We start from the raw sequence: 26,882 nt of genomic DNA, 5'->3' as shown, positions 1-26,882 counted from the left end.
ACGCCACCCACCCGAACCACTCTCGACCGACCAGCGCTGACAGCTCTGCACGTTTACCCGTACTCAGCTCTGCACTCCAAGTAGTACGCCGACACCACTGGCCCCGGGCAAGGCATTCACGCCGAACGAGAAGTACGCCGCCCTGGTCGAGACCGCCGGCTACGTCCCGGTCCCGTTGACCGAGGCCGACTACATCGAGTTGCTCCCGATGACCTGGCGGGCGATCAACACCTACGGCATCAAGATCCGGCACAGGAAGTACGACTGCAGGGCCCTGACCCGCTACCGGCGGCAGCACTCGGGAATCGTCGCGAAGAAGGGGTTGTGGGAGGTCCACGCCGATCCCTACGACGTCTCCCGAATCTGGGTCCGCGACCACCACGAGGGCGGGTGGATCACCGTTCCCTGGACCCATCTGAAGTCCGCGCCGATCCCGTTCGGTGAACAAGCCTGGGACCACGGACGCAGGGTCCTCGCCGAGCGCGGCAACCGCAACCCGACCGAGGTCGAGATCACCCAGGCCGTGAATGAGCTGCTCACCAAGGCCGGGCGCGGGCCCGACCAGCCGGATTCCAAGCTGAAGAAGACGCGGGGGTCGAGGAAGGACGAACGGGTGGCGGGCCGGACCCGCGCGACCGCCACCAGCCCCCTCCTCCCCATGGCGCCGGCTGCTTCTGAGGAGGCAGAGCCCGCCCCAGAATCGGCCGCGGCGGCGGAGGAACGGCTGGCGAAGGTGATCCCGATGCCGATCTTCGACCCGTTCACCGAAGCGGACAAGCGCTGGTGACCCGCTTCCTCCGCCCCGGGAACGGCGACGATCCCGCCGGGGATTACGCGCATCTGCAGCTGACCACGCTGGCGGGTTGGCGCGGCTTCATCGCCGAGATACCCGCAGTCCCGGATCTGCTGCCCGAGGCGATCTGGGCCGGTCTGCACGACGACAAACGCGCCTGCTACGACGATGATCGCATCGACCACCACGGCCGGCTGCTGGTGGTCCAGACGCCCACGATCCGGCAGGTCATCACTGCTGGCCGCCGCCTGATCCAGCTGAACAAGCACGCCCACTACGGCCGCTGCGGCCTGATGGTCTCCGGACCCGCCAGGACCGGCAAGACCACCGCGCTGACCCAGCTCGGCAAGACCATCGAGGTGATCCACCGGCGCCGCCACCCCCGCGCCACGGCAGACATCCCGGTCATTTACATCACCGTCCCACCGGCCGCGACTCCGAAGATGATCGCGATGGAGTTCGCCAGGTTCTTCGACCTGCCGATCTCACGCCGAGGCAACATCACCGACATCGCCGACGCCGTCTGCGGCGTGAGCCTGGACGCTCACGTTTCCCTGGTGGCCATCGACGAGCTGCACAATCTCAACACCTCGACCCGCGCGGGCGCCGAGGCCTCCGACACCCTGAAGTACTTCTCCGAACGCATCCCCGCCACGTTCGTCTACGCGGGGATCAGTCTGGAGCGCACCGGTCTGCTCTCTGGCGCCCGCGGCGAACAGATCGCCGGACGATTCAGCATGGTCCGCACCGGCGCGTTCGGCCAAGACCAGCAATGGACGGCGCTGATCGCCGCTCTGGAGGACAGCCTTCGGCTGCACCGCCACCGGCCCGGCACCCTCACCCGGCTCGACCGCTACCTGCACCAGCGCACCCACGGAATGATCGGAAGCCTGCTCTGGCTCATCCGCAGTGTCGCCATCAACGCCGTCCTGGACGGCACCGAGAAGATCACCCGGAGAGGTCTGGACGCCGTCGACGCCGACATCACCTCCCAGACCCCACGCCCGCCAGCTACCTGACCAAGGCCTGATGCTTCCCCAAGAGCGAGCCGAGAAGATCCTCACCCTGGGCCAGGCAGGGTGGTCGGTGCGCGCCATCGCCGACCAACTCGGCCACAGCCCGCAAACCATCCGCGACTACCTGAACGGACGCACGACACCCGGAGTCCCAGCCCCGCGGCCGAGCCTGCTTACCAGCCCCTTCGCCGACTACTGCCGTCAGCGGTTCGCTGAAGACTCCAATTTGCGACCCAAAGCCCTGTTCAACGAGGTGATCGAGCTCGGCTTTTCTGGAAGCCGGGCGACCTTCTACCGTGAACTGCGCCGCCGTCTGCTGTTTCCACCCGGCCACCGGCAATCTCCCACCCAGCAAGACCTATCCGGGACGTCTCGCCTGTTTGTCCACGCGCCCGGGCACGCGCCGGTGCTGCCACGGCCAGTCGTCCCGATCACCGGAGAGACACTCATCTCCTACCTGACCCGGCTCGCCCTCGCCAACCACCTCACCTTGACCGAGGTACTCACAGTCCTGCCCTCGTGGTTCGCAACAAAGGTCAGCAATCGCGACGATCGCGCCCAGCACCACATGCTCATCCCCGCAACCGCCGGGGCCTTACACGCGCTCGCCCACCTCACCAGGACAACGCCCGTCGGCCTCACTCACGCGCTCCCTGCCTTCGGCATCACCGACACCTACGGTCTCGTTCGCGCCACCACCGCCTGCCACCGATGCACGGCCCGCCGCGGCATCCACCAGCCCGTCCCCGTCCATCTGCCTGCCCACCACAAAGTCTGCACACGCCACGGCATCTGGCTCAGCGACGCTGATCATCCCCACCTTGACCTCGCTGCCTGCCCAGAGATCATCACAGCCCAGTACCGGGCCAATCGGCTCCTACGCCGCTACACACCCCAGCAATTGACGCTCGCCCACCAGGCTGCAACCAGAATCATCCCGCCCTGGCCAGCCTCGCCAGCCGTCATCCCGCTCCACTGGAGACACCGTCTTCTCACCCTGCAGACAACCAACCACCACCGCGCCATCCCGACCGATCACGACATCTACACGGACGCAGCGATCTATCCCGACGCCATCGAGCTCGCCGCAGGGATCCTCAACCCAGCCGCACACAATCCAGCAAGATCCAATGGCGAAACCCTCAGGTCCGAAGGCCGACATCAGCCATGACTCAAGACCAGTTCGCCACTCAAGATTCTCACCCCAGGTCAGGGCACCCACCCCAAGGACGATTCGCTGACACAGGACACACTGCCTCAGATTCGATGGGACGTAACAGCCACCGAGCACGCCTCCGCACCACCCAACGGGACAACACGCCAAAACCTCAATTTGCGTCAGGTTAGGCGGGACGAACACAACGTAATCCGTCCCGCCTAACCTGACGCACCCCAGCTCAGCTACGTCAAGTTCGGTGGGACGCAACACCTAAAGCCCGACCGCGGCCGATCCGGCCGCCACGCCGACCTTGTGCGTTTCGATCTCCTCCAGGAGCCAGATCAACCGCGGACGCCCGCAGGCGGCAGCCCTCAGGGCAGGCAAAGCCCAGGGGCTGCCCTGGGAGGGCCTGGTCGACGCCGTCGGCTCCCGCCCTCTGATCGCCATCCCCCGCGCCGTTCTCCAGGACCGAATCCTTCCACCGGTCCGCCGGATCGAGGTGCCGTCGAGTGATGCCCCCTCCTCCGCCATTTGTCCGCCTCCCGAGCGGCCATGCACCTGCAAAGGCGGCCAGGTGTCACCGTGCACCTATGTTCCGAGCGACTCGATCAGGTGGTCGTCCAAGTCGGCGACGAAGCTCTCCCTTCTCCAGGGACGAAGATCGCGTCGCGCACGGCGAAGGCGGATCGCGGCGACGCGTCCCCCCGTTTCGGACGTTGCATCGATGCAGTCGTGCAGCAGTTCGGCGGCAGTTCGTGGATCACCGAGGCGGATGCGGGCGAGTGCTTGATCGGTTGAGACGATGGCCCGCTGCACTTGTTCGCGTGGTCCGACCAGCGCCTGGGCGGAACGCGCGAAGTAGTCATGAGCTTGTGATGGATCTCCGATGTAAAGCGAGGTAATACCCTCGAACCCGCGCAGGTGACCAGGCGAGAAGGAGTACTCCGCCGGATCCGCGACGCAGTCTCTGTCCAAGTCGTACCAGGCGAGCGAGAGCGCCGCCTTTGCGTGTTTCTCAGCGCCCGCTCGGGCCGCGATCTCCGCTTGAAGGGCGTGAGCTCGGGCTCGGACTGCGGCGCTCTGACCGACCCGGGCATCACGAACCGCAGCATCAATGAGCGTCTTGGCTGCGTTCAGGCCGGGCGTCGAGTACAGCGTGACGAGCGCGTGGCTCATGTGGACGACGGCGCGCCGCCACGGTACACCGAGCGCGCCGGCGGCTTCGGTTGCTGCGGCGTACAGCGCTTTTGATGCGTTGTCGTCTCGGGTCTCGAAGGCGAATCGGCCAGCGAGAGTGTATGCCTCAGCGGCGATCAACTGTAGGTCGGGAACGAGCGGGTGAGGGATGTTCAGGTCGAGCAGACGGCGGCACGACTCGATGATCGGGGCGAGCAGGAGCTGCAATCGCACGAACGGGATGCTGCCGACCTGGGTGTTCACGTCGGAAACCGCGTTCCGCAGAGCGGCCAGTAGCGGCTCGTCGAGACGTGACGGGTCGGCGAACACGGTGGTCAGAGCGGTCTGCGTCGGCGGGCCAAGGAGCGCCAGCAATCCCACCCCTGTGTCGGTCGTCGTTCGGACGAGTAGCGTGCGCAGCTCGTGGAGGCGCTGTTCGCCTACGCCGAAGTGCTCAAGGGCTTCTAGCAACTCGGCGAAGTCGCTACCACCGCCGAGGGAGGTTTGCCCGTGTGCGTCGCGGGCGTACAGGTGGGCGAGTAGGAGTTGGTACCGCTCACCGGGCAGGATCGGACTCTTGCTGCTCTCCCATCGAGCGACGGATCGCTGCACGCTCATGACGGCGGTGTCGAAGGGCTGTCCGAGCCGGTCAGCCGTTTCGGCAAGGAGCCGGGCGGTGTCGGCGAGAGACCAGCCGCGGGAGAGCCGTAGCCGCTTGAGCATGGCAGCGCCGACGAGTTTGTCCTGCGCGCTCATGCCCTTATGATGCCCGCAAGCGGGGTCACACGGGCACGATAAGCCGTGGTTTCCCTTGTGAGGCTCCGTAGTTGATCGTTTGCCAGGTGCCGGATGTGCTCTCGCCGCCTTCAAGTGGGAAGCCGATCACCATGGCGGCGTGATCGACCATCCATTGATTGCGGGTGTGGTAGGCCGGTGTCTTGAGTTCGGTGGCGCCAAGTTCGACGATCTGAGCGATTCGATTGCTGCATTGCGCGATGGCCTGCCGTGCCTCGGCCGGCTGTTGCTCAACGGTGCCAGGCACGACGATGGTGATCCGCGCCGTTGAGCTGCCAGCCAGCCACAGCAGGGACATGCTGTCGATACCCCTCGCGCCTCCGATGTAGAAGTGCGTGTCCTCGGCCGCGAACGGGGCCAGGTAGGTACCGAACAATTCTGCGTACCAGGTGAGTGGGTGATGCCCAGTTGCGCGGGTCCCGGTTATCGTCGCAGCTAGAGGCATTGATCACCTCCGTGTCATAGATTGTCATATTCCGCTGGCGAGCCGGTGGCGGTGGGATCAACACATGGATGCGAATCCCTCGGCCATTCTGCCCGAGCTTCTCAAAGCGCGTGGGTTGTCCGTCAAGATGAGAGATGACGGTGCAGTAGTCGTGGGTAACCCTCTACACCCGTGCATCGGTGACGTCGTGGCCACCCGCAACGGCATCTATCTCACCGACTACGGATACGAGCTCGGCGAGCAGGGCGACGAGTCGGCGACCGCCGATCGCCTCGCCATTTTGCTCGCGGTACCCATCGCGAGCATGCCTGGCATGTGCATTTCCCCCGCTGAGGCCTCCGATGATTGCTGACTCCACTCCATCGTCAGCTTCAGCCGCACCGGGCTCTGAAGGTGCCTCATCGGAGGCACGCAGCGGTGAACCATCGCCGCCACCGCGGTTTGACCCAGCCATGCCGGGCGTAGCCGGCGTCTACAACGCTTTCCAGGGCACCGAGAAGGACTCGCTGCCTGCGGAACGTGCGGTCGCGGCCGAACTCGACGAGCTGATCGGCGGCGGCCTGGACGAGGCTCGTCGCGAGAACCGGGCCGCGCTGGCGCGGATGGTCTCCCACGTCGCCCGCCACCGGCCGAAGATCCGGCAGTGGATGGACATCGGGGCCGGCATGCCGGTACCTGAGGGGGAGAAGATCTCGAACCTGTCGGCGCTTGTCAGGGAGATCCAGCCGGACCGTTTGTGGCTGAATGTGGACATCGCCGCCCGGCCTCTCGTGCACGGCCGGGCGCTGCTGGACGGCGATGGCGTGACCACGCTGAAGGGAGACCTGCGACAGCTGGAGCAGCTCCTGGCGGAGGCTGAGCGCCACCTCAACTTGCGAAAGCCAGTCGTGGTGATCTTGGGTGCCGTTCTGCACTTCCTGAACGACGACGAGGCAGCCCGTGTCATCGCCGTCTTCCGGTCGCGTCTGGCCGCCGGCAGCGTGGTCATCGTCACCCACGCGACGGGCGATTCCTTCCCGCCCGGGGTCGTGGAGAAGGTCACCAGCCACTACGAACGCCGGACGCGCGTGCAGCCGTATCTGCGCTCTGGCGAGCAGCTCGCTGCTCTGCTCGCCGACTGCAAGCCATTCAAGTGGCACGAGCCGGGTTCAGGTCCGCAAGAGCTGCCCCTGAAAAAGGTGCCCCTGACCTTCGAGATGCTGCCGGACGAGTCCAGCGCGCTCGCCGATCCATCTGCTCCGCATGCCCGCGCCGCCATTGCCGTTCTGCGCGGGAGTTGATCGTGACCCGGCACCTGCGCGGCGCAGCTTGTCCACCCCTTTGCTGCCCGTACCCGTACGGAGGCCCGCTGTCTAGGCTGCCTATCCCGCACACCCATGGTGCAGGCCGGACTGCAGAGACTTGCGACGGAGTTGCAGCACCGCTCCTCTCCCCAGGCCGGAGCAAGGCTTGCATGATCAATGCACGCACCCCTCACCAGGAAACGCCAACGACACCTCGGGACGCCCCATGACTCATGTCGATCAGCTTGACGGCAGTGGCGGGTCCAGGTGGGCGATGAGACGAGACGGGGCCGAGCAGAACCCTGCACCAAGCAGGCTGACAGCCCGGCTTCGTCTTACCGCGGCCCGGTGGGGGGAGGGGTCCCCTAACCGGGTACATGCGACGACGCGGGCGGATCGTTCGCGATCACACTCCCAAACGCCCGCGCCGTCCCAGGCGCAGCCAGGGACGGGGCGCAGACCGTCCCTGGCTGTGACATTCAGCCCTGCTGCGGGTAGCCCGAACCATCAGGGTGCGGTGATCGTCATGCGTGCTGATCAAGCCCCCGCACGCCGCCTGGCCCACCGCGCCGTCTGGTGCCGTACGGCTGGGTCGTGCGGCGCCGGTGCGGGTCGGGCGCTGCAAGAGGTGGCGGCGCCCCGACCTGCGCCCTCTGTTTTCCGGCGGTCTCGGGGGGCTGAAGCCGACGCTATGACCCATGGCACGGTACGTCGCGCCGTTACCCATGGCGCGGCATGTCCTAGCCCGCTCCGAGGCTGCCGGACCAGCGGTCCCTCGCGTACCAGCCGTAGCTAAGCCGCGTCTCTGCGGCTGCTGGTTCGATTCCCCTTCTTTCTCCCCCTCATCCCTTGGAACACCATGAAACGATTACTATTAGCGACATTGTCAGCGCTGTGTGTGCTGACAGGGTGCGCGGTCCCCACCGCGACAACAGCCACAGCTCCGGCGGGGGTGTGCTCGTCATCCCATACGACAGCATCGCCGACGCCGACGCCTGCGGCGGGCCTGACCGAGATCAACGTCGATTATCTCCCCATCCCCGACTCTGCTCCGCTGCACATCGCGAAGGCGTGCGGCTTCTTCACGGCGGAGGGCCTGAAGGCCAACACCACGGAGATTCCGGCCGCCGACGCCGCGCTGCCCGGGATGACCAGCGGCAAGGTCCAGTTCAGCCTTTTCAACTACGTCACCGCGTTCTACACGCATCAGCGCCAGCCCAATCTGATCAAGCTCGTCGCCGACGCGTACCAGGCCGAGCCGGGCGCGTTTCTCCTGATGGCGCGCAAGGACTCCCCGTTCAAGAGTCTCGCCACGCTGAAGCAGGATCTTCACGGTCGCCAGATAAGGATCGGCGTCGCGTCTACGGCTTCGGTGCCCACGCTCACCACCGAGATCACCCTGAAGATCGCGGGCCTCACCAAAGACGACATCAAGTTCGTCAGGATCCCTCTGCCTGAGATGCCGGCTGCGGTTGAGCGCGGCAGCGTCCATCTGGGGTGGGAGGTCGAGCCTTTCATCACCCGTCACAGGAGTACGGCAGGCGCCATCATGCTCGCCGATGTGTGCAATGGGCCGACTGCCCAGTTCCCGATCGCCGGTTGGGCGGTTGCGGGGGCCTGGGCCGCGAAAAACCCCAGTCTCGTCATCCGATTCCAGCGGGCGCTCGCGCGCGCGCAGGAGATCGCCGCGGTGGACCGCGGTGCGGTCACCAAGATCTTGCCCACCTACACGCATGGCATCACCGCGGCCATCGCCAGCCAGATCCAGCTCGGTACCTATCCGACGACGCTCAACACGACGCGCGTACAGCGGGTGGGCGACGCCATGGTCGGGGCGGGCTACCTCACCCGGAGCATCGACGCCCACGACCTGATCTGGCAGGCACCCTCCACAACCCCGTCCACCGCGGCCTCAGCAGGAGTCACCCCATGAACGACCACGACCACACGCCCACCCAGCCGCTCAACGATCGCTCTGCGCCGGGTGCTGTGATCCCGCTCGTGCTCGATCAGCCGCGGCTCAGTCCGCGGGAGATCGTCCAGGACATGATGGACGCCGTGGCCCGCTTCGCCGCGCTGGCCGCGCTGGTGCAGTTAGGTGTCCCCCAGGTGCTGGAGGCGCGCTCGCTGTCGGCCGATGAAGTGGCGGTGCGGTGCAAAGCCGACCCGGACGCGATGGCCCATTTGCTGTCCGTCGTGCACGCCTACGGGTTCGTCAACCTGGACGGCGCGGGCGGCTACGCGCTGACCGCATTGGGCGGCACCCTGCTGCCCGATGCCGAGGACTCGATGTGGGCGGCGATCAGCGTCACCGGCTCCCCGCTGTGGTGGGACGCGGCCGCCACGCTGGACCTGACCATACAACAAGGCCATCCGGCCGTCTTCGACGAGGTTCGCGGCGGCTTGTACGGCGTGCTGGCCGACAGCAATCTGGCCGACAGGTTCGACCGGTTCATGGCCGACCGGGCCCGGCCGGTGGCCCGCGCGCTAGCTGCCCTCGACTACACCGGCGTCGCCACCCTCGTCGATCTAGGCGGCGGGAACGGCGGCATCCTGGCGGCCATCATGGAGGCCAACGCCCAGGTCAAGGGCGTCCTCGTCGAACGGCCAGATGTGGCGGCCAGGGCCGAATTCCACCTGGCCAGCCGCGGTCTGGGCCCTCGCTGCGAGATGATCCATGGCGATCTGTTCACCACCGACTGCCCGACAGGCGAGCGGATCATCCTCTCTTCGGTTCTGCACAACTATCCCGACGATCAAGCCATCGAGATCCTCTCGAGGGCCGCCGACGGCCTGCGCAGGGCTGGCCCGGGCGCCGCGCTGTGGTGCATCGAAGGGCTTCTGCCTCCGCCTGGCGTATACACCCCGGTCGTCGATCGCCACGCGCGGATGCTCGCGATGTTCAACGGCGGCGCTGAGCGTACCCTGCTCCACTACCGCAGGCTCATGAAGGCCGTCGGGCTTGAGCTCAGCCGCAACCAGTCGCTGGCTCCCGACCAGGAGCTCATGATCGCCCACCTGGCGGCGTAGCCGTAACTGCCTTGGGCTGCGTGCGGGCCGGCCGCCTACCGGCGCCTGGCCCGCACCAGCTCCGCTACGCATGAAGTTGCCCCCCGCACTGATCGACCAGCTGACGAGCCGGCCGGGCCTGCCTGGCTGTCCCCCGTGCCTGTCATGACCGGAGCCCCCGATGACCAGACCACCGCTTGGGCTGCGCAGCCGCGTGCTGCTCGGCGCCGCCGGAGTTACGGCCGTGGCGGCCCTGGCCGAGCTGGCAGCACGCCTGGGCCACGTCGATCCCCTCCTGCTGCCGCCTCCGTCCAGCGTGCTTGCCGCCGCCGCCGAGCTACCGGCCGATCCCGAGTTCGTCCTGGCGATGTACGTCACTTCGATCGCCTGCGTGCTCGGCCTGGCCGCCGCGATCGCCGTGGCGGTGCCCGCGGGGCTGCTTCTTGGCGCCCTGCCCGCGGCCGAACGCGCGATACGGCCGATCATCGAGGTCCTGCGGCCGATCCCCTCGATCGCGCTCATCCCCCTGGCGGTGTTCGTGCTCGGCGAGCCGCACTTGGCCAAAACGGCGCTGATCGTCTACGCCTGCACGTGGCCGATCCTGATCACCACCTTGTACGGCATGGCCACCGTCGACCCGGTGGCCGTCGACACGCTGCGCGCCTTCGGATTCGGACCGGTGGCCATCCTGCGGCGGGTCTGCCTGCCCAGCACCGCCCCGCACATCGCCACCGGCATCCGCCTGGCCCTCGCGGTCGCGCTCATCGTCTCGGTCAGCGCCGAGGTGAGCTCGGGCGGTATGACGGGCATCGGCACCTACATCGTGCACACGAACCAGGCCAGCCGCAGCGATCTCATGGCGGCCGCTGCGGTTGCGGCCGGCCTGCTCGGCTGGGCCGCCACCGCGATCAGCACCTGGCTCGAGCGCCGCCTGTTCCCCTGGCACAGTTACAGCATCGGCCCCACCTCATGACGCCCTCACGCCTGCTCGGCCTGACCCGCCCCCTGTCGCTGCTGGCCGCCGGTCTGGTCTGGGAGCTCGTCACCCGCCGGGCGGAGTTGCTGTACTTCCCGCCGCCCTCGGCCATCGCCCTCCGCGGCTTCCACATGTGGTTGTCCGGCCCGCCCGCCCATGCCTTCCTGACCGACCAGACGGTGGCGAACCTGCTGCCGAGCCTGGCCCGGCTGGCGATCGGCTGGACACTGGCCGCCGTCGTTGGAGTGACCGCCGGGCTCGCACTCGGCCGCCTGCCCGTCCTGGCCGCCGTACTGGGGCCGCTGCTGCACATTGGCCGCTCCATCCCGCCTACTGCGCTGCTGCCCCTGATCCTGGCGATCTTCATCATCGGCACGCCTGTCCAACTCGCGGCGATCAGCTACGGCGTCACCTGGCCCGTCCTGATCAACGCCATGGACGGCGCCCGCGCCGTCGAACGCGCCTACCTCGACACCGCGGCAGTGTTTCAACTCCGCCCGCTCGACCGGCTCCTTCAGGTGATCGTGCCCGCCGCCGCCCCGCAGATCTTCGCCGGGCTGCGGCTGAGCACCTCGCTCGCCCTGATCATGATGATCGTCTCCGAGCTGACCGCCAGCACCGAAGGACTCGGCTACCTGCTCCAGGAGGCCGCCAGCGCGCTGGACATCACGGCGATGTGGGCCGTCCTCGTTCTGCTCGGCCTGCTCGGCTACGCCCTCAACGCGATCTTCCTGCGCATCCAACATCGCCACCAGCACCTGCTGCGGCCTGGCCAGGACGTTTTCTCTCGCACCCGCCGCCGGCCACAACCGCCGCCACTGTCACGGTCGCTGCCACGGCAAGGAGAACCACAGTGATAGCTGCGACCGTCCAGCCCGGCAGCACCTACCGGGCCGACACCATCGTCCGCCGGATCGCGACCGAGCTGGCCGAAGACCCGCTCGGCGCCCATTGGGTACCCGACCCGCTGCGCATCGAGGTCCTCGAAAGGGTTTGGCGGGTCCACCTCGGGTACGCCGGCGCGCACGGCCACGTGCACGTCATCAACGGCCTTGATGAGCACGCTCTGGCCTGCCGAGATCTCTGCGGCGTCGCGGTGTGGCTGCCGCATACCAGATGGCATCCGAAACCGCCGGACTACCGCCAGCGCCTTGCCGAGGCGGCCGGCCCGTACGCCGATCAGTTCCTGGGCGCGGAGGAACTGCTGGCCGAGCAACGTCCGGCCGCGACGCACCACTACCTGGTGGCTCTGGCCGTCTGCCCACTGGATGAGGATCACAGCCTGGAGGGCTCCCTGCTGGACCACCACCACGAGGTGCTCGACGACGAGGGCATAGCCGCCTACCTGGACACCACCGACCCCCAGTTCCGCGACCGCTGCCAGCTGTTGGGCTATCGCCTCCACGATATGGCCACGCTGCCCGGATTGTCGGACCCACTGTGGCGCATGTGGCGGCCCGCTGATGACCGCGCCGACGACATGACCTAGCCAGCGGCCATCACACCGCGCCAACCCGCACCACTCCCCGCCCGCCCCGCCCCGCCCCTCAGGAGTCTCTTGCTATGGCCATCACCGAGATCGCTGCCCGTCGCGCCGCCCCTGCGGACCTTGACGCCGTCGCCGAGCTGATCGCCGCCACCTTTCCGGTCCCGCTGGCCTCCTCCCTGATCCCGGAAGCGCATCGGCGCAAGGACATCTTGACCTCCTACGTGTGGCAGCGCCTCAGCCGCGCCGCCCCGCATGGCCATATCCATGTCCTCGACACCGGCCCGCGCATCACCACCGTGGCGGTGTGGCTACCCCGAATTGACGTATCGCCGCCGACCGACGAGGGACTGCTGGAGCCGGCAGGCGGCCCGCACTACGGCACCCTCTTCCCCACCCTGGAGAGGCTGCTGGAAGCCCGTCGTCCGGCCCAGCCGCACCACTACCTGGTTTACCTGGCCGTTCACCCCGATCGGGAACACTTCAGGCGGGAGCTGACCGACGTCCTGCTGCGCCACCATCACACCTACCTGGATCAGCTCGGCATGCCCGCCTACCTGGAGGCCAACAGCCGACCTGCCCGGGATCTCTGCCGCCAGCACGGCTACCGGCGGCGCCCCACCGCCAAGCTTGCCGGGCTGTCACTGCGCACCAGCTTGCCCGGCGTCCGGTTCTGGCCGCTGTGGCGGCCCCCCCACGCCGGAGCAGAGCCAGCCGCCCGAACCTCCCGCGCCACCAGCCGCCCGCGCAACTCACTCTCACTGCACAACGATCCAGCACCGAGGAAGACCCACCACCGATGATCGACCCCACATCAGGCCGCCAGCAGGATACGGCCGCAGATCTGGCCGTGGACTGGAGACCACGCGCTCGCCGGCTCGCCGGCCACGCCACCGCGCCCGGGTCGCGGTGGCGGGCCGCCATCGAGGCCACGCCCCGCCACCTGATGGTGCCGCGCTGGTGGGAACGGCATGACGGCCGGTGGGTGTGCATCGACGGCCCGTCCGATCCGAAGGCGTGGCTGGAGGCCGCCTACAGTGATCGCAGCCTGGTCACCCAGGTCGGGTCGTACCATGCCGACCACACCCCTCCCGGCGTACGGGTGGGCGGCTCGCCGACCTCATCGTCCACCGAGCCCGGCCTGATGGTGCAGATGTTGCGGCACGCCTCCATCCCCGCCCACGAGCGGTGCGAGGTACTGGAGGTGGGCACCGGCAGCGGCTACGGCGCCGCCATCGCCTGCCACCTGATCGGCGATGGCCGCCTCACCTCGATCGACGTAGACCCCTACCTGGTGAAGGCGGCCGAGGAACGGCTGACCCGCATCGGCCACCTGCCCCGGCTGACCGTCGCCGACGCCACCATGCCGCTCGACGGTGAGTGGGACCGGATCGTCGCCACCGTGTCGCTCTGCCCCATCCCGCCCTCCTTGCTGGCTGCGCTACGCACCGGCGGCCGGCTGGTCACCACGATCACCAACACCAGCCTCATCCTCACCGCTGAAAAGCAGGACGACGGCAGCGCGATCGGCCGAATCGAACGGGACACGGCCATGTTCATGCGCACCCGCGACTACCCGCCCGCCGACCCAGCACTGCTGAAACGAGCCCGCGCCAGGCGGGGCGAGGACGTCCGGCACGGCGGCTACCCCGTGATGGAGCTCGTCGAGGCATGGGAGGTCCGCTCCATGCTGGAGATCCTCGCCCCCGGCATCGAACACCACTACGCCGAAACCAGCACTGAAGAATCCGAGCATCGGATGGCCGTCATGACCCACCCGGACGGCTCCTGGGCCCGAGCCGAGCAGAGCGGCGACCAGATCACCATCCACCAAGGCGGGCCGCGCCGCCTGTGGAACTACCTGGACGAGGTCCGCGACATGTGGCTCCGCCACGGACGACTGCCGCTGTACGGCGCGCAAGCGCTCATCCACCCGGACGGATCGATCCGCCTACGGCGCGGCACCTGGTCGGCAACCATCGGCCGGCAAACACCTTCCGCGCCCGCCCCTGTCCGCATCTCCTCCTCCGTATCCCCAGAAGGCCATGAACCCGTACGAGATGAGCACGTGGGCCGACAAGCTGCGGCCACACCACAGCGGCGCAGGGACATCTCACCGAGCACCCGCCGTACACCGACAACGCCGCACAGGCTGCTGGAGGAATCCATGAGACTCGCTGGCATCAAGGTCGTCGCCTTCGACTGCGGCGGCACCATCTGTGGGAACCAGATCGATCACCTGCTCGGGGAAAAGCCGGTCGACCCGGACGCCGCGAACACTCTCCACGCGCTGCGCCGGATGGGCAAGAAACTGGCGGTGGCCTCCGACACGCTGCCAGGGGAACCTCGGTGGCCGGCGCTGGCCAAAGCCGAGGTCGACGACCTGTTCGAGGGGGCGGCGCTGTCGTATTGGCTGGGCTTCGGCAAGGCTGACCCGCGTTTTTGGGGTGTGGTGGCCGCCATAGGCGGGTGCCGCGCCGATCAGGTGATGATGGTCGGCAACCGGCTGGACTACGACGTGGTCAACCCCTTGGAAAATGGGATCGGCGCCGCGGCGCTGTTGCGGCCGGACGGGCTGTTGCCAGGCGAGGCCCTGCCCGAGGGCGCCATCATGATCCACCACCTGTCGCAGCTGGTGCCGCTGCTGGCCGGGCAGGCGCTGTCATGACCGAGATCGTCACCCTGATGGACATCAACTTCCAGAACGGCGGCTACGACCCCAAGACCCGTGGCTTCCAGCGGCTGGACCTATTGGCCGACCTGGCCGGCCTGCTACCGTATCCGCCCGACATCGTGTTCTTTCAGGAGGGCTACCGGTTCGGCGACGACGGCGCCGAGGTCATGCACCATGCCGGGCAGCTGTTGGGCGGGATGACTGGCTTCCTGATGCCGCCCGCCCAGGGCCTGCTGTATGAAGTCGTCTACCTGCGCTGCCCGCCGTTCATCCCGGTGCGCCACTACCACCGCAACAGCCCGGGCGTCTACGACGATCAGACCGGCTGGGTACAAGCCCGCCATCTCGCGACCGGCGACCACGAGTGGGAGTTCTGCAGCGTCCAGATGGCCTACCTGGACGGCGACGAACGCAAGAAGGAGGCCAAGCGCTACACCCGCTACACCGCCCCCGGCAGATGGTCCGTCGCCGGAGGCGACATCAACTCACTATGGCCCGACTGCGCCGACCACACCGAGTTCGAGCCCGACTGGGCGGCGCTGCCCGACCACAGCCGCGGCCACAAGACCCTCGATCCCGGAGATCGCGCCCCCGGGGAATGGATCGGCGACCGGCGACCGGGCATGGTGCTGGCCGAGGCCGGGTGGGTCAACGTGGGCTGCCTGGCCGGCGACATGCGGCCTACCGTCCAGCCCGACGTCGATGGCGGCCAGGGCGCCCGCATCGACGCCATCCTGGTCAGCCGCGACCTTGCGCCGGCCGTCATCGCCGACTCCTACGACGTGGACGACAGCGAGGTCGGCGCCCTGGCCAGCGACCACAAACGAGTCTCCGCCCGACTGAATCTCTCAGCCCTCCGGCGTTAAGGCCGCCGACCACCATCCTGCTGCGACGAAGACGCAATCGCCCTCAGTTGGACCTCGGCCCGGACAACGCGCAGCGCACGGACCCTCGGCGCCAGCCCGTGCCGCACCCTCCGCCACCAGACGGCACCAGCCGTGCCGGACCGATCAACTTCACCTGACGCAAGGACTTTGATGCCCTCCGATATCCGTTGTGCTTGCCGCGCCGATGTTGCCGCGATCACCGAACTGCTCACCGATGCGATCGCCCCGCTGCCGCCGACGGCGTACGCGGTGCCGAATCCGGCTGATCGCCATCGCGTGCTGGCCGCAGTCCTCCGGATGGAGGTGGAGTTCGCCATCGATGAAGGCGTGGTCGATGTCATCGACTATGGCCCCATCGGTGACGAGAGCGATGTGCGTCTCCACCTGGCCGGTCAGGGGGCGGGTGACGGCCCGGCCGCCGTCGCGCTCTGGTGGCCCCGCACCGAACCGCTGGCCGAGTTGCTCGGCATACCGGACTACGACCACCGCCTGAACGAGGCGGCTGGCCCGTACGCCGACCGCTTCCGCGAGCTGAGCACGCTGCGGGACAAATACCGGCCGACCGCATCGCACGACGAGCTGGCCTACCTGGCGGTCACCCGCGCCTATCGCAGGCGCGGGCTGGCCAGGCGCCTGCTCGCCCAGCACACGCGCCGTGATGAGGCCGTCTACGTCAACGTCTGCGACCTGGCCGCCGTGGAGTTATTCCAGCGGCGCGGCTACACGATCCGCGAAGCCGTCTCCCTGCCGACGGGGCGGGAGCAGTGGGGGCCCGTTGTCGGGCTCCCACGGAAGGGGCAGACGCTGTTCTGGTCCATGTGGCGGCCCGCCGATGACATGACATAGGCGGCCCTCACGCGTCGGCCCCGCCCCGCCGCCCTTCTTTGCCTTGCCCACCCCGGCTCAGCCCAGGCACCTCAGACACCCCCCAACACCCAATAGGGAAGCGTGATGCACCAGTTCACCAATCTGCCCAACCCGGCGTCCCCCTTTCCCGCTGGCCTGGCCCGGCTGACTCGTCGCCGCATCGCCGCGGTCACCGTGCTGTGGGCGACCGGTGAAAAGCCGGCGCTGCCCGCCGCCTACGCCGTGATCTACTTGCCATGCAACCGCATCCACACACCGCCGATGACGCTCGGCCAGCCCATCGAGTTCGACTTCCGAACCGTCACCGCGAACATCGACGACCCATCCGATGTGGCCGAGGTCGCCGCGATGTTCACCCGGGACAAAACGCGAGCGCATCAGCGTGCCGACATCCTGGCTGGCTATGACCTGTTCGAGGACCTGATCCGTATGGGCAAGGCCGCCCCTGAAATCAGTGACGAGGTGACGGCGCTCACCCCGCTGGGCCGTGACTCCCGCAGACGAGCCCGCCTGGTCAACGCCGCAGGTGACCAGAAGCCATCCACGGCTGACCTGCACCAACTCTGTAAGGTCTGGGGCATCCGGCTGGAGTCCGCGCCGCACGGCCTGGCCGACGACGCGACCATCGCCGATCGCATCGCAGCACTCCCCGATCCGGCCTCTGCCTGCTGGCTCGCCATCGCGGCCACTGAACGGGCGCTAGCCATCGCGCTGGTCACCAGCCGCAGGTACGGCCGCTACACCTTGGACGGCGAAGCCGACGTCGCCGCCGCGCTGGCCAGCCACCAAGGCCACCTGCCTCTGCCACAACATCCGACCGACCGCCCCGTCTCCCGGCCGACAACGGGCGTTGAACACGAAACCGCGGAATGACTATCGCGCTGATTCCCCCCCGCGCGTACGGCGGGCTGATGGCCTTCCGCGCGGCACTCGGACCCACCAATCATGCACATCGGCCGCTCCATCCGGCCCTGGGGAGCCCGCCGTCAACGCCACGACGCTGGAACTCTACGGTTCGTGCTGGCTCATGGGCCTATCCACCTGAAGCGGCCGGCGGCGATGTGGCTGGCCAGGAAGCTGCGACTCCTGCCGGCCGTAGACGGGGTCTGGATTATCGGCGCCCTCATGTCCGGCCCGCCACTGCTGGCCGCCGCTGTCAGCCTGGTGCTGGTGTGCGCCGCGCTGGGGGTGAATGAGTGAGCTCGTCTGTGACGTCGCCGCCGCTCGCCGCCATGGCGATGGCAATGGCGCAACGTAACCACGATTCGCTCCCTATCCCGCACAAGAGGAGTCAATGTCACCTCGCCCATGCCCCGCACCGGGCCAGAAGTATCCGCAGGCCCTCGCCTGCCAACCCTACGCAGTGGGTGAGACGCGATGACAGTGCAGGGATATGCCCACCTCATCCACGCCGGAGTGCTCCTCGTCTCCGTGTGGACGCCTATCCGCCCCCTGACAGACGCGAGGTACCTCAGGTCTATCAAGACGCTGGCACGTCTCGCACAGACATGCACCGCCGTGTCCTGGGGCCTGTTATGGATCATCATCACGTTCACGTGAACCTGCACGGACGCGGTCGCTGATCTACCCCGCCGGGGTGATCAGCCTGCGGCATGGCCATGGGCGGCGGCCCATCGGCTGGAAACCGACTGGCCGCGCCACGAACCACCTTCACCCTTTTCTTCCTCCCCTCACGTGCAGAAGGCATGAACTCATCCATGAGCGACAAGCGGGCCTATGAGCTGTGGCCGCATCAGTATGAGGCGGTCGATGCCACGGTGGCCGCGCTCTCCAGCGCGGACCGAGCCACCACCGTCATGGCTTGCGGTACCGGTAAGACCCGCATGGGAGCTGCCGCCGCCGGCACGCTCTTGGAGCGCACCGGCGGGGGCCGGGTTTTGATCGTGGCGCCGTTTTTGGAATTGCTCACTCAGACCATCCGTGAGTGGCGTGCGGTTCTCGGCGACACCGCGCTGGGCCGGGTCATCGCGGTCTGCTCCGATCAGAAGGTGCTGGACGACCACCAGTGCGACCTGCAAGAGCAGCGAGCCGCTGTCACCTGCGATGCCGCCGCGCTGGTGGAGCTTGCCGCCGGCCACGGCCGGGTCATCGTGGCCAGCACGTACCACAGCCTTCCGGTGATCGCCGCCGCGCACGAGCTCGGCCTGCCGACGTTGGACCTAGTCATCATCGACGAGGCGCACCGCAGTGTCGGCCGGGTGGACAAGGAGTGGGCCATCGTCCACAGCAACGCGCACGTCCTCGCCGACCGACGCCTATACCTGACCGCCACCCCGAGGGTGTTTCAGGGCGGCGGCGAGGACGTCGTCAGCATGGACGATACGAAAATTTTCGGCGAGACCGCATATCGCCTCTCCTTCTCCGCCGCGCGCAAGCTGGGCCTGCTGGCCAACTACCAGGTCGTAGTGCCGGTCGTGACGTGTGAGCAGATTCGTACCGCTGCCCGCGCGCCGCAGCCTGCGGAGTTCTACAAAAGCGGGAAGTCGGCGCTGTCGGCCTCCATGCTCGCCACCCAGATCGCCGTCCTGCGCGCCGCTCACCAGTACGGCATCCGCCGCATGATCACCTTCCACAACCGCGTAAGCGGTGCCCAATGGTTCGCCGCCACCCTGCGGCACGCCGCCACCCTGCTGGACCCCGACGAACGTCCAGCCCAGTTGTGGACCGGGCACGTGCACGGCGGCCAACCTCTTGCCCAGCGCCGCACGATTCTGGACCGGTTACGCTCCGACGACGACGGCCTGGTCGTCATCGCCAATGCGCGCGTGCTCGGCGAGGGTATTGACGTGCCCGCGGTCGACTCCGTCGCCTTCATCGACGGGCGCAGCTCTGCCATCGACACCATCCAGGCCATCGGCCGGGCCCTACGGCTCGGCACCCAGCCCGGCCCCAAGACCGCCTCCATCATCGTCCCGGTCATACTCGAACCCGGCGAGGACCCCGAAACCGCGCTCTCCACCTCCGCTTACGCCGGGGTGTGGCAGGTCGTGGGCGCCCTGGCCGCCCACGACGAGGACCTCGCCAGCCACCTCAGCACGCTGCGCCGCCAGCTCGGCGACGATTCCCTCCGCACCGGCGCAAAGGACTCTCCTGACCGGCCGCTACTCGAGTGGCTCCGCGTCACCGGTGTGCCCGTGCCACCCGGCTTCGCCGCCGCCATCACCGTCCAGGCCATCCGCGCCAGCACCCACTCCTGGGAGGAGTACTACGGCGCCGCGGAAGCGTATTACGCCCAAGCCGGCGACCTGCTGGTGCCGGAGGGCTGGCAGACGCCCTCCGGCCTGCTGCTCGACAACTGGCTCCACCACCTGCGCACCTACAAGAAGAACGACACCCTTTCGCCACGATGGATCGCCTTGATGGACGCCATCGGCATGGTCTGGGATGTGCGCGAACACCACCGGCGGCGCCTCATCTCCGAACTCTGTAAGTACCGAGAGGCGAATGGCGACCTGCTCGTCCCGAAGCAGTACGCCACCAATGACGATCCTCCCTACCCGCTCGGCTCGATCGTCAACAACACCCGTGTCCGCTACAACACAGGATCCCTCGATCCCGACTTCGCCGCCGAGTTGACCGCCCACGGCATGGTCTGGCATGTCCCGAAGTCGGAGTGGGAACAGTTCCTCGCCGACCTGGACGACTACCAGAGACAGAACGGCGACCTGGACATACCGCAGCAATACGTCACTCCCGGCCCCAACGGCCGCAAGCTGGGCGCCAAGGTCGCCGGCACGCGGTGCCGCCGGCAAGAAGGCAGACTGCCCGAAGAGGAGATCAAGGAACTCGACCAGATCGGCTTCATTTGGAACGCCTTGGAATATCGCTTCAACCGCTACCTGGAAGCGCTGTACGCCTACAAGCGCACCCACAACGGAAACGTCGAAGTACCGCAGAAATACGTCACCCCGCCCCCCGAGAAGCTCACCCTCGGCCGATGGCTGTCTCAAGAGAAGGCCCGCTACCGCAGGGGCGAGACATCGCCTCACCGCGCCAAGGCACTCCGGCAGGCCGGCGTCAAACTGCCGTCCAAACGCGTCAGGTGACGAGCCAGAAGCCGCGGGCCTACGGGTACGCCGCAGCGAGGAGATCCCTTACGCGCGGCACATGCGCGTGAGGGCGCATGACGTCGACCGGTTCGGTCAGCCGCTGATCGAACCACCGCAAGCGCAGCGTCGGCGCGCGTGATCTGGCCTGGGGCCGTCAGCTCGCCACCCCCCGTCGAATTGGCCAGCGGCGCCCTGGCGGGGGCACGGACGCAGTTGAGACCTGCGCGCCGACGCCGACAACAATCCCGATGAGGTGCGCCAGGTCCTAGACGAAACCTGCCAGCGCCCTGGACTACCTCGCCTAGCAGTCCTCACCCGCGAGGTGGCCCACAGAATGACCAGGGGCTGCAGGGGCGGCGGTGGTGGCCTGCTCCTGGGTCAGCCGACTCACTGCCGGTCATGTGGTTCTGTGTCGGTGTGACTTGCGGGCTGTGCCTTCTGGTCCACGGCGGTCAGACGGCGCTCGAGATAGCGCTGCCTGACCTGGGCTTCCTCCAGTTTGGTCTGGGCCACGGCCAGAGCGGTCGCCGCTTCGCCGACCTCGCGCTGGGCCGTCGAGAGCTTCGCGCCCGCGTCCTTGAGCTCGGCGCGTACGTCCTTGGTCTCCTGCCGGGCTTCCCGTGCGTCGGCCTCCCCCTGCTCGGCCCGGCGCTCTGCTTTCGTCGCGCGCTTGGCCTCGTCATCCTTCTCCTTCTCCAGCTTCGCGACCTCGTCCTGGGCCGCCCGCAGCTGCCCGTCGAGGGCGATGAGCTTCGCGGCCTGCGCGTCAAACGTGGCGCGTAGGCCGATTTCGCGCTGTTCGGCGGCCTCGCGGGCAGCCACCGCGGTGTCGCGCTCGCGCCGGGCCGCCTCCGCCGCGGTGTCCGCCTTGACCCGAGCTTCCCCTTCTTCTTTCGCCTCCTTGCGCGCCGTGCGCTCCTGCTCCCGCGCCTCGCCCGCTCGTGCTTCAGCCTGCTGGGCGCGCTCGTCCGCCTCACGTGCGCGTTCGTCCGCCTGGTCGGCGCGGGTCTCAGCCTCGCGCTGCGCGCGCACTGCCGCAGCCCGCTTGCCACGTTCCTCGTGCGCCTCCTCCTGGGCGCGGTCCCGGCCGGCCTCGGCGTCGGCCGCGATCTCCTCCTGTTCCCCGGCCGCGGCGAGCGCCTCCTGGGCGTCCCCCTCAGCGTCCTTGAGCATCTGCGCCTGGATGACGGTGATGGCGCGCAGCAGCTCGCGCAGGTCGCCGCCCAATTGCTGGGTCTGCTCCAGAGACGGCAGAAACCGCTCGCCCAGCGCGAACGCGCGCAGGGTCGCCTCCGTCGCCTCTTTCTGCTGGGCCGTGCGGCGGCTGGCGCGGAACCGGCTGCGGCAGGCCGCGGAGCAGTATTTGCTGCGGCGGCCGCCGTGGCGGGCGCCGTCCGCGCGCCGCGCGGGCGGGCGCAGCCGGTTCCCGCACGGGCAGTGCCGCGGCTCCTCGCGGTCGGCATCGTCCTGGTCTCCGCCGCCGGGCTCCTCGTCGAGGTCGCCGAGCCCGGCCGGGCCGGTCAGCAGGGGATCACCGTCGTCCATGGTCATACGGCCGACTCTAGCGCAAACGTGCAGAGTTGACACTAAAAACAAGCGCGCCAAATTTGCACGTTTGCAAAGCAAGATTTCCCTATCAACGGGAATGTCGATTCCCGTCAATAGAGATAGGATCGCGATCGTGGCCGCTACACATGAGCACCCTGACCCGATGTCCGATACATCCCTAATAATTACCTCTCGGCCGGATCGTTCGATTCCGACCCTCGAACCCGGTGCCGAGTCCGCGCTGGGCGGCCCGGCACGTGAGCTGCTGCTCGAGGCCGCCCCTCCAGGCGAGGCCCCGCACGCTGCGGCGGCCGCCACCGACCCGGGCCGCAACCCCTACCTCGCCTACCTCGACGAGTTCGACAGCGACGAGTCGAAGGCGACTATGAAGGGCTGCCTGGACCGCATCGCCCGCATCCTCGCTGGCGACGACCCTCGCGGCATCGACCCGGCGACCGGCAAGAGGAGCCCCGACGCACGAACCGGCCGCGACTTCCCCTGGCACCGGCTGCGAGCCGAGCACACCATCTACATCCGCGCCCGCCTGGACGAGCAGGTCATCCACGACCGGAAGACCGGCGAGGAACGCCCGTGGTCGCACACCTACCGCAACAAGCACATCGTCGCCCTGCGGCAGGTGATCAAAATGGCGTGGCGGCTGCACCTCACCACCGCCGAGGAACGCGACCGCGCCGCGGACGTCAAACAGTTCAAAGGCTCACGCCTCCCAGCCGGCGAACACCTCGACCCCGAGCGGGTCGGCGCCCTGCTGGACGCCTGCGACGCCCACCTCAACGCGCGCGAACCGGACGAGGCACGCCGCGCCGACCTGCGCCGCATTGCCTTGCGCGACGCCGCCATCATCGAAGTGCTGTACTCCTGCGGCGTGCGCCGGGCCGAGCTGGCCAGGCTCGCCCGGCGCGACTACGACCCGGCCGAGCGCTCCCTGCGCGTGCGCGGCAAGGGCAACAAGGAACGGCTCGTCTTCCTCACCCGGAGCGCGGCGGCCCGCCTGCAGGACTGGCTGGCCGAACGCGGCTCCGACCCCGGCGGCCTGTTCCCCCCGTTCACCCCACGCCCCGCGCGGCTGCGCAAGGACGCCCGCGGCCGCATCGCCCATCTGACCGGCCAGACCATCAGCCACGTGCTCACCGCGCGCAGCAAGCAGGCGAAGACGGACAGGCCCACCGCGCACGACTTCCGCCGCACCTTCATCGGCGAGCTGCTGAACGCCGGCGTCGACCTGGCCACCGCCCAGGCCCTCGCCGGGCACGCCTCCCCCATCACGACAGCCCGCTACGACCGCCGTGGAGAGGCCGTGCGACGCGCCGCCGTCGACCGTCTTTCCCCGCCACCGACGGCGAAGGCGCGGGCATAATCCAAGGACATTACGAACCCCCGTCGTATCGCCCGATGAGGAGATGTTGTGGATGCTCGCCGAACGCCAGCTCGACGATGCCACCGCAGCGGGCCGCGAGTGGGGCGCTGCCTGCGGGAGGACGGCCCACGGACTAGGGATTTCGTTCAGCTTGCGCGAAAATTAACTATCCTGTACTGTCTTTAATGCACGCAAGGGGATATCCTCTTTCGCGCCCGACATTCCCGTCACGCTGGGCGGTGGCATCCCCTCGCCGACGCCCAGCACTCTCCCGCGCCCTTGGAGCCCCCTGCGCATGCCCAGCATTTCGTTCATCCCCTTCGACGCCGACGCCACCTCCCTGACCGCCCACCTCGAGGCAAGTCCGCACTGGGAAGACGCGGGCACCACGTACGGCGGCCGGGTCCGCATGTACGACGCCGTCGCCTGGCCGGACCAGATCCCCGCCGGCATCATCACCGTGCCCATCCCCGGCGTTCCCGCCGACAGGGACATTCCCGAAGAGACGATCGCTCACGTGTGCGCGACGGCCGCTCACCGCATCAACGCCCACGCCCTCGGTCTCCCCTACGGCACCTCCCTCCGGGCGGTGCGCCGACTCGTCCGGGTCGTCAACGCGACCGCCCAGGACACAGCCCTGCGCGGCATCTACGACATCGCCGCCGGACACCTGGACAAGGCCGAAGCGGACGCATGACGACCGGCCTGTCACCGATGATCGCCCGAAAATAACCACCAGATAGGAATCCTTCGAATGTATGGTGCGCCCGTGGACAACCTGGAAAGCCTCGTCATCTCCCGCCGGTTGCGCGTCCCCGTCCCCACCTCCGCCGAGACCGACGTTGAAGCGAATTGGGGCGAGGTGGCCGCGCGCCAGCTCGACGCCGCGCTGCTGAGCGTCGGCTTCACCTGCTCGCCGGCTCTGCTCCACCACCTGGGGAAGCTTCCCGGCGACGTGGTGCTGGATCTGGGCGTGCGCGTCCTGGCCGCCGTCCGCCACCTGGCCGGCGACCACGTTCAGCACAACGCGTACTTCATCGACTTTCCCAAGAACGTCCCCGACACCGTGGAGTTCTGGGTCGGCCTGCTGGAGAAGGCGCTGCTCGACCCGGTCGCCGCCGTACGCGTCCAGCCGGCGACGCTGAACCTGCTCACGCTGCCCGGCTACGGCCGCTACCAGCACTCCTACGCCGACCTGCTGGCCGCGCATGCCGAGTTGATCCCGCTCGCCAAGGACCGGGTCACCGTGCTGGAGCTCGGCGGCAGCCTGGAGTCGGAGGCGCGCGAGCTGTACCTGTCGATGGCGGGCTCGCAGGTGCCGCTGTCCGCCGAGGACCTGGCGGCGCTTCGCACGCTGGCCGCGTTCTGCGCTGAGGAGCCGGAGCGCATCCCGGTGCGCGAGAACCGCGCCGTCATCAACGAGGTGCGCCTGGCCGCCGGCCGTCCGCTGCTCGCGGACACGGTGACCGACGTGCTGCGCCTCGCCTGCGGCATCTCCGGCGGAGACGTCACGCTGACCGAGGCGACGCGGTTCCGCTCGTTCCGCCGGGCCGAGCGTCGCGCCCTTCTGCAGGCCCTGGACGCGGTCGCGACGCCGGCCAAGCTCGGCGACGTGCCGCGCTACCAGGAGCAGTGGAAGCGGCTCGGCGAGCGGCTGCACCCGCACGAGTATCCGCGATTCCCGCGTGCTGCTCATGTCTTCGAGGTCGCCCGAGGCGGGCGTAAGGCGCGCAGTTTCGACAGCCGCGTCGAGGCGGCCCTGACGGCCGGCCGTACCAGCGACGCGGTCGACCTACTGGAGAACGCGCCTGGCGCGCTGCTGCGCCGCTTCGATCACCTGCTGCGCACCAGCATCGACCCCTCGGCCGTGCTCGACGCCGTGGAGAAGGCCGTAGAGGGCGCTTCCGGCCGGGTCCTGCTGTCGTTGCGCGAGCACCTGCAGAACCGGCTCACCCCGGCCGCCGGCCGCGTCTTCGCCAACCGGCAGGGTCGGGCGTGGGCGACGCCCGACGCCCGCTCTCCGCTGGAGGAGAACGTCTTGTCGCGGGCGGTGGCCATCTTGGACGAGGAGGTCGCGCGGCGGCTGCCCGACCTCGGGGAGCTGATCGTCGATCCTGACGTGCTCGATGTCGCGCTGCCGCTGTCGGGCAAGGCGGTCGCGCCTGGGCTGGGCATGCTGCCGCGTGGCTCGCTGTCGGCAGTGGACGGCGAGCTGCTGCGGTTCTTCGTCTACTGGCGCCAGGCCGAGCGGCGCACCGACTACGACCTGTCGGCCCTCATGCTGGACGACTCTTACGGCAATCCCGAGCACATCTCGTGGACGAGCTACAGGAATGGCTTCGCCGAGTACTCTGGCGACCTCACCGACGCCAGCGACGGCGCAAGCGAGTTCATCAACATCCGTCTCGCCCAGGCGACCAAGTCGATCATCATTCCGCAGGTCAACATCTACGCCGGCGAGGCGTTCGACGAGGCGGCCGAGGCGTTCTTCGGGTTCATGAGCAGGGACGCCGAGCAGGAGGGCCGCCCGTTCGAGCCGCGCACGGTGCGGATGAAGTCCGACCTGCGCGGTTCGGGCCGCGTCGCTCTGCCGCTGGTCTTCCTGCGCGGCGACGACGGCGGCTGGCGAGCGAAGTGGCTGCACCTGTATCTGAAGGGGCACGCCGGCTTCAACCAGGTGGAAGGCAACCGGGTCACGGCCTCCCTGCTGGTGTGCTCGATCGTCGAACGCGACCACCTGCGCGTGCGCTACCTGGCCGACCTGCTGCGCGCGAAGGGCTCGCCGGGTGAGCACACCACGTACATCGGCCTGCAGGCGCCGGCCGATCTGCCGGAGGGCGCGCGGGTGTACACGCCTGCGACGCTGCACGAACTGATCCCAGCCTGATAGAGTAAAGATCGCGAGGCCATGGGAAGGCTTCCTTCTCACTCTTCTTTGGAAAAGAATCTCTAGTCTTCCCGCTTCCCTCGCACTCTGGCCGTGAGGCTATTCGACGGGCTTCCTTCTACCTGGTTCAAATCCAGGTGGGCCCCATGGGCCTACCGGCATCTAGCCCACGAGCTTCCCTCACGATCAGTCAGCCTGCCAGGTCCCGAGCGTTCGCGCACGGGACCTTCTTCATTTCCCAGCGGTCGGCGCCAGACGGAAACTCCTCCACACCTCGCGCCATGAGCAAGATCGTCACCGTGTCCGCGCGACGGCAAATGTCCAGAAATCGGCGCAAGTCCGCGAGGGCATCACCAGGGCTAACCCCGTTGCGGGGGGGCCAGGGGGGGCCCGACAAGATTTTGGGCAGAATGGCGTGGTTTTTTATAGAATT

23 protein-coding genes are annotated in these 26,882 nt (G+C 68.2%); 20 read left to right on the top strand and 3 right to left on the bottom strand.

All coding sequences use genetic code 11. The features are described 5' to 3' along the window. The first annotated feature begins 175 nt into the window (after positions 1-175). Genes AB0F17_RS62140 through AB0F17_RS62130 form a run of 3 tightly spaced genes read left to right on the top strand, consistent with a single transcriptional unit; the run spans position 176 to position 2,980 of the window. A complete protein-coding gene (locus tag AB0F17_RS62140; RefSeq protein WP_358045650.1) occupies positions 176-787 on the top strand; it encodes a Mu transposase C-terminal domain-containing protein in 612 nt (203 codons plus the stop codon). Continuing rightward, complete coding sequence (locus tag AB0F17_RS62135) at positions 784-1,812, top strand: TniB family NTP-binding protein (RefSeq protein WP_358045648.1); 1,029 nt, start codon at positions 784-786, stop codon at positions 1,810-1,812. The genes AB0F17_RS62140 and AB0F17_RS62135 overlap by 4 nt, the downstream gene beginning before the upstream one ends. Positions 1,813-1,822: 10 nt before the next feature. Then, the gene (locus tag AB0F17_RS62130; RefSeq protein WP_358045645.1) at positions 1,823-2,980 is read left to right on the top strand and encodes a TniQ family protein; all 1,158 of its coding nucleotides are present in this window, start codon (positions 1,823-1,825) and stop codon (positions 2,978-2,980) included. A gap of 576 nt (positions 2,981-3,556) precedes the next feature. Here the strand turns inward: AB0F17_RS62130 and AB0F17_RS62125 are convergent. Beyond that, positions 3,557-4,900: a hypothetical protein gene (locus AB0F17_RS62125; protein ID WP_358045642.1), complete on the bottom strand. Its 1,344-nt coding sequence runs from the start codon at positions 4,898-4,900 to the stop codon at positions 3,557-3,559. A gap of 25 nt (positions 4,901-4,925) precedes the next feature. Beyond that, positions 4,926-5,315, bottom strand: coding sequence for a hypothetical protein (locus tag AB0F17_RS62120; protein ID WP_358045639.1), 390 nt, complete (start codon positions 5,313-5,315; stop codon positions 4,926-4,928). Between the two features lie 133 nt (positions 5,316-5,448). On the opposite strand from AB0F17_RS62120, the gene AB0F17_RS62115 reads away from it, so the two are divergent. The 14 genes from AB0F17_RS62115 to AB0F17_RS62050 all read left to right on the top strand — a co-directional run bounded on the left by AB0F17_RS62115 (position 5,449) and on the right by AB0F17_RS62050 (position 20,633). Next, positions 5,449-5,736 carry a hypothetical protein gene (locus AB0F17_RS62115; protein ID WP_358045636.1) on the top strand — a complete coding sequence of 96 codons (288 nt, stop codon included), beginning with the start codon at positions 5,449-5,451 and terminating at the stop codon, positions 5,734-5,736. Further along, a complete protein-coding gene (locus tag AB0F17_RS62110) occupies positions 5,726-6,664 on the top strand; it encodes an SAM-dependent methyltransferase (RefSeq protein ID WP_358045633.1) in 939 nt (312 codons plus the stop codon). Before AB0F17_RS62115 ends, AB0F17_RS62110 begins: the two co-directional genes overlap by 11 nt. 862 nt (positions 6,665-7,526) lie before the next feature. After that, complete coding sequence (locus AB0F17_RS62105; RefSeq protein ID WP_358045631.1) at positions 7,527-8,600, top strand: ABC transporter substrate-binding protein; 1,074 nt, start codon at positions 7,527-7,529, stop codon at positions 8,598-8,600. Further along, positions 8,597-9,697 (top strand): methyltransferase, encoded by a 1,101-nt coding sequence (locus AB0F17_RS62100; protein ID WP_358045628.1) that lies wholly within the window; start codon positions 8,597-8,599, stop codon positions 9,695-9,697. The genes AB0F17_RS62105 and AB0F17_RS62100 overlap by 4 nt, the downstream gene beginning before the upstream one ends. A 160-nt stretch (positions 9,698-9,857) precedes the next feature. Then, positions 9,858-10,649: an ABC transporter permease subunit gene (locus tag AB0F17_RS62095; RefSeq protein ID WP_358045625.1), complete on the top strand. Its 792-nt coding sequence runs from the start codon at positions 9,858-9,860 to the stop codon at positions 10,647-10,649. After that, complete coding sequence (locus tag AB0F17_RS62090; protein ID WP_358045622.1) at positions 10,646-11,509, top strand: ABC transporter permease subunit; 864 nt, start codon at positions 10,646-10,648, stop codon at positions 11,507-11,509. The genes AB0F17_RS62095 and AB0F17_RS62090 overlap by 4 nt, the downstream gene beginning before the upstream one ends. Continuing rightward, positions 11,506-12,141, top strand: coding sequence for a hypothetical protein (locus AB0F17_RS62085; protein ID WP_358045620.1), 636 nt, complete (start codon positions 11,506-11,508; stop codon positions 12,139-12,141). Before AB0F17_RS62090 ends, AB0F17_RS62085 begins: the two co-directional genes overlap by 4 nt. A 74-nt stretch (positions 12,142-12,215) precedes the next feature. Continuing rightward, the gene (locus AB0F17_RS62080) at positions 12,216-12,941 is read left to right on the top strand and encodes a hypothetical protein (RefSeq protein ID WP_358045617.1); all 726 of its coding nucleotides are present in this window, start codon (positions 12,216-12,218) and stop codon (positions 12,939-12,941) included. After that, positions 12,938-14,806, top strand: coding sequence for an HAD family hydrolase (locus AB0F17_RS62075; protein WP_358045614.1), 1,869 nt, complete (start codon positions 12,938-12,940; stop codon positions 14,804-14,806). Before AB0F17_RS62080 ends, AB0F17_RS62075 begins: the two co-directional genes overlap by 4 nt. After that, positions 14,803-15,678: a hypothetical protein gene (locus AB0F17_RS62070; protein WP_358045611.1), complete on the top strand. Its 876-nt coding sequence runs from the start codon at positions 14,803-14,805 to the stop codon at positions 15,676-15,678. The genes AB0F17_RS62075 and AB0F17_RS62070 overlap by 4 nt, the downstream gene beginning before the upstream one ends. A 171-nt stretch (positions 15,679-15,849) precedes the next feature. After that, complete coding sequence (locus AB0F17_RS62065; RefSeq protein ID WP_358045608.1) at positions 15,850-16,545, top strand: GNAT family N-acetyltransferase; 696 nt, start codon at positions 15,850-15,852, stop codon at positions 16,543-16,545. 105 nt (positions 16,546-16,650) lie between these two features. Next, a complete protein-coding gene (locus tag AB0F17_RS62060; protein WP_358045605.1) occupies positions 16,651-17,439 on the top strand; it encodes a hypothetical protein in 789 nt (262 codons plus the stop codon). 144 nt (positions 17,440-17,583) lie between these two features. Continuing rightward, positions 17,584-17,766, top strand: a complete 183-nt coding sequence (locus tag AB0F17_RS62055) for a hypothetical protein (protein WP_358045602.1) — start codon at positions 17,584-17,586, stop codon at positions 17,764-17,766. A 518-nt stretch (positions 17,767-18,284) separates the two neighbouring features. After that, positions 18,285-20,633 (top strand): Helicase associated domain protein, encoded by a 2,349-nt coding sequence (locus tag AB0F17_RS62050; protein WP_358045599.1) that lies wholly within the window; start codon positions 18,285-18,287, stop codon positions 20,631-20,633. Positions 20,634-21,023: 390 nt separating this feature from the next. Here the strand turns inward: AB0F17_RS62050 and AB0F17_RS62045 are convergent, their stop codons facing one another. Then, complete coding sequence (locus AB0F17_RS62045) at positions 21,024-22,187, bottom strand: hypothetical protein (protein WP_358045596.1); 1,164 nt, start codon at positions 22,185-22,187, stop codon at positions 21,024-21,026. A 160-nt stretch (positions 22,188-22,347) separates the two neighbouring features. On the opposite strand from AB0F17_RS62045, the gene AB0F17_RS62040 reads away from it, so the two are divergent. The 3 genes from AB0F17_RS62040 (at position 22,348) to AB0F17_RS62030 (ending at position 26,449) form a co-directional block, all read left to right on the top strand. Next, positions 22,348-23,562 (top strand): tyrosine-type recombinase/integrase, encoded by a 1,215-nt coding sequence (locus tag AB0F17_RS62040; protein WP_358045593.1) that lies wholly within the window; start codon positions 22,348-22,350, stop codon positions 23,560-23,562. Positions 23,563-23,857: 295 nt separating this feature from the next. Further along, entirely contained in the window at positions 23,858-24,259 is a 402-nt protein-coding gene (locus tag AB0F17_RS62035; RefSeq protein ID WP_358045590.1) for a hypothetical protein, read from the top strand. Between the two features lie 72 nt (positions 24,260-24,331). Next, complete coding sequence (locus AB0F17_RS62030; RefSeq protein WP_358045587.1) at positions 24,332-26,449, top strand: TerD family protein; 2,118 nt, start codon at positions 24,332-24,334, stop codon at positions 26,447-26,449. The last annotated feature ends 433 nt before the right edge of the window (positions 26,450-26,882 follow it).

The sequence above is a fragment of the Nonomuraea sp. NPDC026600 genome, from assembly GCF_040638335.1.
In the GTDB taxonomy this organism is placed as follows: domain Bacteria; phylum Actinomycetota; class Actinomycetes; order Streptosporangiales; family Streptosporangiaceae; genus Nonomuraea.
The sequence above is the reverse complement of the archived record's forward strand: the minus strand, read 5'-3'. Positions and strand labels throughout refer to the sequence as shown.

Bases quoted from the DNA above. Each gene is read 5' to 3' on its own strand.
- AB0F17_RS62130 (WP_358045645.1), top strand. From the start codon at position 1,823: ATGCTTCCCCAAGAGCGAGCCGAGAAGATCCTCACCCTGGGCCAGGCA.
- AB0F17_RS62125 (WP_358045642.1), bottom strand. From the start codon at position 4,900: ATGAGCGCGCAGGACAAACTCGTCGGCGCTGCCATGCTCAAGCGGCTA.
- AB0F17_RS62115 (WP_358045636.1), top strand. From the start codon at position 5,449: ATGGATGCGAATCCCTCGGCCATTCTGCCCGAGCTTCTCAAAGCGCGT.
- AB0F17_RS62110 (WP_358045633.1), top strand. From the start codon at position 5,726: ATGATTGCTGACTCCACTCCATCGTCAGCTTCAGCCGCACCGGGCTCT.
- AB0F17_RS62105 (WP_358045631.1), top strand. From the start codon at position 7,527: ATGAAACGATTACTATTAGCGACATTGTCAGCGCTGTGTGTGCTGACA.
- AB0F17_RS62100 (WP_358045628.1), top strand. From the start codon at position 8,597: ATGAACGACCACGACCACACGCCCACCCAGCCGCTCAACGATCGCTCT.
- AB0F17_RS62095 (WP_358045625.1), top strand. From the start codon at position 9,858: ATGACCAGACCACCGCTTGGGCTGCGCAGCCGCGTGCTGCTCGGCGCC.
- AB0F17_RS62090 (WP_358045622.1), top strand. From the start codon at position 10,646: ATGACGCCCTCACGCCTGCTCGGCCTGACCCGCCCCCTGTCGCTGCTG.
- AB0F17_RS62080 (WP_358045617.1), top strand. From the start codon at position 12,216: ATGGCCATCACCGAGATCGCTGCCCGTCGCGCCGCCCCTGCGGACCTT.
- AB0F17_RS62075 (WP_358045614.1), top strand. From the start codon at position 12,938: ATGATCGACCCCACATCAGGCCGCCAGCAGGATACGGCCGCAGATCTG.
- AB0F17_RS62070 (WP_358045611.1), top strand. From the start codon at position 14,803: ATGACCGAGATCGTCACCCTGATGGACATCAACTTCCAGAACGGCGGC.
- AB0F17_RS62065 (WP_358045608.1), top strand. From the start codon at position 15,850: ATGCCCTCCGATATCCGTTGTGCTTGCCGCGCCGATGTTGCCGCGATC.
- AB0F17_RS62060 (WP_358045605.1), top strand. From the start codon at position 16,651: ATGCACCAGTTCACCAATCTGCCCAACCCGGCGTCCCCCTTTCCCGCT.
- AB0F17_RS62050 (WP_358045599.1), top strand. From the start codon at position 18,285: ATGAGCGACAAGCGGGCCTATGAGCTGTGGCCGCATCAGTATGAGGCG.
- AB0F17_RS62045 (WP_358045596.1), bottom strand. From the start codon at position 22,187: ATGACCATGGACGACGGTGATCCCCTGCTGACCGGCCCGGCCGGGCTC.
- AB0F17_RS62040 (WP_358045593.1), top strand. From the start codon at position 22,348: ATGTCCGATACATCCCTAATAATTACCTCTCGGCCGGATCGTTCGATT.
- AB0F17_RS62035 (WP_358045590.1), top strand. From the start codon at position 23,858: ATGCCCAGCATTTCGTTCATCCCCTTCGACGCCGACGCCACCTCCCTG.